The sequence below is a fragment of the Vibrio sp. 10N.261.55.A10 genome, from assembly GCF_041470825.1.
GTDB lineage: Bacteria > Pseudomonadota > Gammaproteobacteria > Enterobacterales > Vibrionaceae > Vibrio > Vibrio crassostreae_C.
Genome location: NZ_JBFRNC010000049.1, coordinates 1 through 3,804 on the forward strand (window position 1 = coordinate 1; position 3,804 = coordinate 3,804).

A 3,804-nucleotide genomic window follows, 5' to 3' on the forward strand; every position below is an offset into this window, starting at 1 on the left:
TTTCATGATCTTGCCCTGGGCTCTTGCGCCATGAATAAGTAGAGTGCGAATATGTTTTTCGCCTCTTTTGCTGATGCGACCAAGATGAACATGACCACCTGTTGAGTATTGTCTTGGAACCAACCCTATCCAAGCGGCAAATTGGCGGCTAGATCCAAATTGTTTGGCGTCATTGACGGTCGCGACAATGGCACTTGCACTGTGTTCACCGACACCTGGAATATCCATGAGGGCTTTGGCCGAAGCCATCTCACGAACTAAAGCAGAGACTCTACGATCATAGTGCAATACTTCTAGGTTAAGGTGTTGAATCTTGTTCGATAGATCTTGAAGTAGCTCTCGAGCGAGTATAGGCAAACCATTTTCTGCATCTTCAAGGACACTACCAATAGTGTTTTGAGCCGAGTAGCGCCCCTGAGGCATCACAATACCAAATTCGGAAAGCAAACCTCTGAGCTGGTTAATAGTCGCCGTTCTTGTTTTAATTAGCCCCTGTCGAATACGGTGCAGGCAAAGCACAGCTTGTTGCTCTTCACTTTTTATAGAGACAAATCGTGTTTTGGGTCTAGATACCGCTTCACAGATGGCCTCTGCGTCATTGGCATCGTTCTTCTCATTTTGTCGATATGGAATAACGAATTTGGACGCCATAATTTTCGGGTTATGACCTAGTTTCAGTAGCTCTCTCGCCCAGTGGTGTGCACCAGAGCACGCCTCCATACCGATGAGGCAGGGAGGTAACTTCGCGAATGTATCTAAGAGTTTGTTTCTTTTGACAGTTTTGCGTAGGACGCACTTGCCATATGCATCAACGCCGTGAATACTGAATACATTCTTGGCGAGGTCAACGCCAATAGTTTGAATGGTGGACATAGTAACCTCCAGTTCTTCAGCGTGTACTAAGTAAGTATGGCACGCAGAGTGTCAGGTAGAGGGAGTCCATATCATTCGTTAGGTGTCAATTGATGGAGTGTCAATTCAAGGAGAGAATATGAAGTGTCCATATTGCGGTGTGAGAGTTAGCTACTTTAAAGCATGGAAAATTAGTCGTTGGAAAAACCATGTCTGTCTAAATTGCGGTGGTGAATCTAGCACAACGACAGGCAATGTTGTCTTGATGGTGGCTTGTGTATTGGTGCCTCTATTTTCGATAGACATGTTGTTTTCGAGCCTGCAACAACCGTTGCACCGAGGCCTGTATCTTGCTCTGGCAATATTATTATCTTACATAGCCCATAGATATATTGGGAAGCTTCAAAAAAGTAAGCAACAAAACACCTAACAAACGCTTCAAGAGGGACAGCCAACGCGTGGCATTTTTACTATGCGTTGGTTTTTGTGGTTACGGTGTTATGCGGAAAGTTCGTAGTGGCGTTGGCTGCCCCTTAAGCGGGCGTTAGCCAACTTATTTTAACTAGGAGTTAGTAGATGGTATCTTTTGAAGAAATGATAAATATACTGCAAGGAGAAAGTGATCGAGGTGCTGTTTTGATTGCGGCGTCAACGCTTGAACTTGCTCTAGAAGAGCTATTGAAAGCTAGGTTGGTGGATTCGCCTAATCGTAAAGATGTCATTTTTGAACACAATGGACCCTTGGGAACATTTTCCTCAAAAATTCAACTCAGCTACAGAATTGGTCTTATATCTAAACAGCAAATGCTAATGTTCAATACGTTTAGAGAAATTCGAAACATATTTGCGCATAGTTCTTCATCTCTGACGTTGGAGGCTCCCCAAATAAGAGACAAATTAAACGCCGCTGTTGAGCACAACCCCAGATTGAGAGACCTATATCTTGATGCTCTCAATCAGCATGTAGAAAGTGGAGAGTTTTCTAAAGACTTCGTTGATAGAGCACTGTCATCGCCAAGGAAAGTATTGGAAAAGGTGTTCGTTCTTGAAATAACTTCAGTTCACTCGAGCATACAGAATATCACTAAGATTATTGAGGTGTAATTTGGCTAACAAACGCGTCAATTAGGACGCTCGCAAGCTCGCGCCTATTACGCGGGCGTTAGCAATTTAGGAGAGGTCATGACGTTAGCAGAAGATTTTTTTGAACATTGGTGCAGTGTCGTTGAAGAGAGAGATGATGAAGTAAATCAGAATTGGTGTAACAATAAGGCCTATACGAACTTTATCATCCATTCTGAAAATTCCGTTGTGATGGATATAGCAAAAAGGCTTGGATTGTACTGCTACAATGCAGACTACTACTACTTAGATTCAGTCTTTTATGACCAAACTGACTTTATAGATGATTTCCCAAATCAATGTTATTTGACAAACATACGTATAGCATTTGAGCATGAAAATAATTTTAAGAGTGGGTTGTTTCAAGAGGTATCTCACCTCCTATTAATCAATAGCCAGCTCAAAGTAGTAGTGTCTTATCCGCCTTGCGAAGAGTCTGAGAAAGTAGAGCTTGAATACTTGCATCGCATCATTAACTCTAGCCCGATTTCAAAGGAGTTGTCAGATAAGAAAGGGTTCCTATTTATTATGGGGCATGCTGACCCATACAAATGGGTTGCTTGGATATATCATCAATCAGCGTGGCAAAAAATTGCTAACAAATCGCTTAACAGGGACTCCTAACGCTTGGCCACTTTCATACAAATCAGCTTCGGTGTTTAGGGCACAAATTTTAAGTCGGGTGGTATTGCGTTATCGCCCGTTAGCAAGGCGTTATAAAGCTACTGTTAACGTGTTGTTTTTGTCGTGGGTGGTTCTGTGTTTGTGGGTGGTTTTTACGTCTAAATCAGCTTGAGTTTTCGCTTCGAGTTTGGCGGTTTCTTTTGCGTCGTCGCCAGTTAGCTTCAGCGAAAGATTAATATGCCACCGACCAATATCGTTCATATTAGCTTTAGTACAATGGCAATTAATTGTACGAGACTTTCGTGGGTTGGCGTGTGAAGAGTCTCATTTGAAATGTCATTTTGTGTCGTGTTTCGCAGGTGGGAACATTGTCGAGCCAGTAGCCAAAAAATAGTGGTATTGTTTTAGGCGTTGGGTTCAGCGCATTTGTTGAGATTGGAGTGCGCTTGAATCGCATTTATAACAAGCGCTTCAACCAGACAACCAACGCTTGGCATTTTTGGTTTAAAGAAGTTTAGTGATTACGGTGCTTAATTTGAGCTGTGGTGGCTTGTTGGTTGCAGCTTAAGCGAGCGTTATGCCTATCTGGGAGAATACAAAAAGGATGAATTATGCTTGGTAAAATTCTTAGTTTTTTTAGTTGGCTTTTGAGCTTATGGAGTAATTTATCTGACGAAGATAAGGAAAAGATTGTAGATATGATAGTGGATTCTTTTACACATATATTCAAAGCATTTTATCGCTCATCAAAGCAATCGGAGGAGTAGATGAAAAATTTGAAAGAATTTCTGAGTGCAACTGAAGATAGCTCGAACTCTAAAGAGTTGGCTCTTAAAAATGTATCTACTGGAGTAGCAAGTACAGTATTACAAAGTGGTGTGGTCAGTACTAAAAGTAAAGCTGAAAAATTTGGACAAGAAGTAACAAAATTAGCGGGCAGCGAAGACGTGATGTCAGAGTTGAGTGAAGAGGTGGGAGCACCACTATCAAATGAATCCGAAGAAGAGTTTGTAGCAAGGGCTAAGAAGTCATTCAAGAAAATCCTAATGACAAAAATGGCAAGTAAATAGGCATAACAATCTGTTTAAGAGTGATTCGCAACGCGTGGCATTTTTGCTATGCGTTGCGTTTTGTGTTTAAGGTGGTATGCGGGAGCTTCGGTATTGCGTTGCTCACACCTTAACAGGGCTACATGGATTCCCCCGG

General features: G+C 42.0%; 5 protein-coding genes. 3 read left to right on the forward strand and 2 right to left on the reverse strand.

Features of this window, described 5'->3' with window-relative positions:
* A partial coding sequence (locus AB4274_RS15345; protein WP_372112550.1) for an IS110 family transposase occupies positions 1-873 on the reverse strand: 873 nt, incomplete at its 3' end.
* 555 nt (positions 874-1,428) lie between these two features.
* On the opposite strand from AB4274_RS15345, the gene AB4274_RS15350 reads away from it, so the two are divergent.
* Together AB4274_RS15350 and AB4274_RS15355 are read left to right on the forward strand one after the other, a co-directional pair.
* A complete protein-coding gene (locus AB4274_RS15350) occupies positions 1,429-1,956 on the forward strand; it encodes a hypothetical protein (RefSeq protein WP_102333827.1) in 528 nt (175 codons plus the stop codon).
* 78 nt (positions 1,957-2,034) lie between these two features.
* Positions 2,035-2,598, forward strand: coding sequence for a hypothetical protein (locus AB4274_RS15355; protein WP_372112552.1), 564 nt, complete (start codon positions 2,035-2,037; stop codon positions 2,596-2,598).
* 90 nt (positions 2,599-2,688) lie between these two features.
* Here the strand turns inward: AB4274_RS15355 and AB4274_RS15360 are convergent, their stop codons facing one another.
* Positions 2,689-2,859, reverse strand: coding sequence for a hypothetical protein (locus AB4274_RS15360; protein WP_372112554.1), 171 nt, complete (start codon positions 2,857-2,859; stop codon positions 2,689-2,691).
* Between the two features lie 506 nt (positions 2,860-3,365).
* On the opposite strand from AB4274_RS15360, the gene AB4274_RS15365 reads away from it, so the two are divergent.
* On the forward strand, positions 3,366-3,668 hold the full coding sequence (locus AB4274_RS15365; protein WP_372112555.1) for a hypothetical protein: 303 nt from the start codon (positions 3,366-3,368) through the stop codon (positions 3,666-3,668).
* Positions 3,669-3,804: the final 136 nt, after the last annotated feature.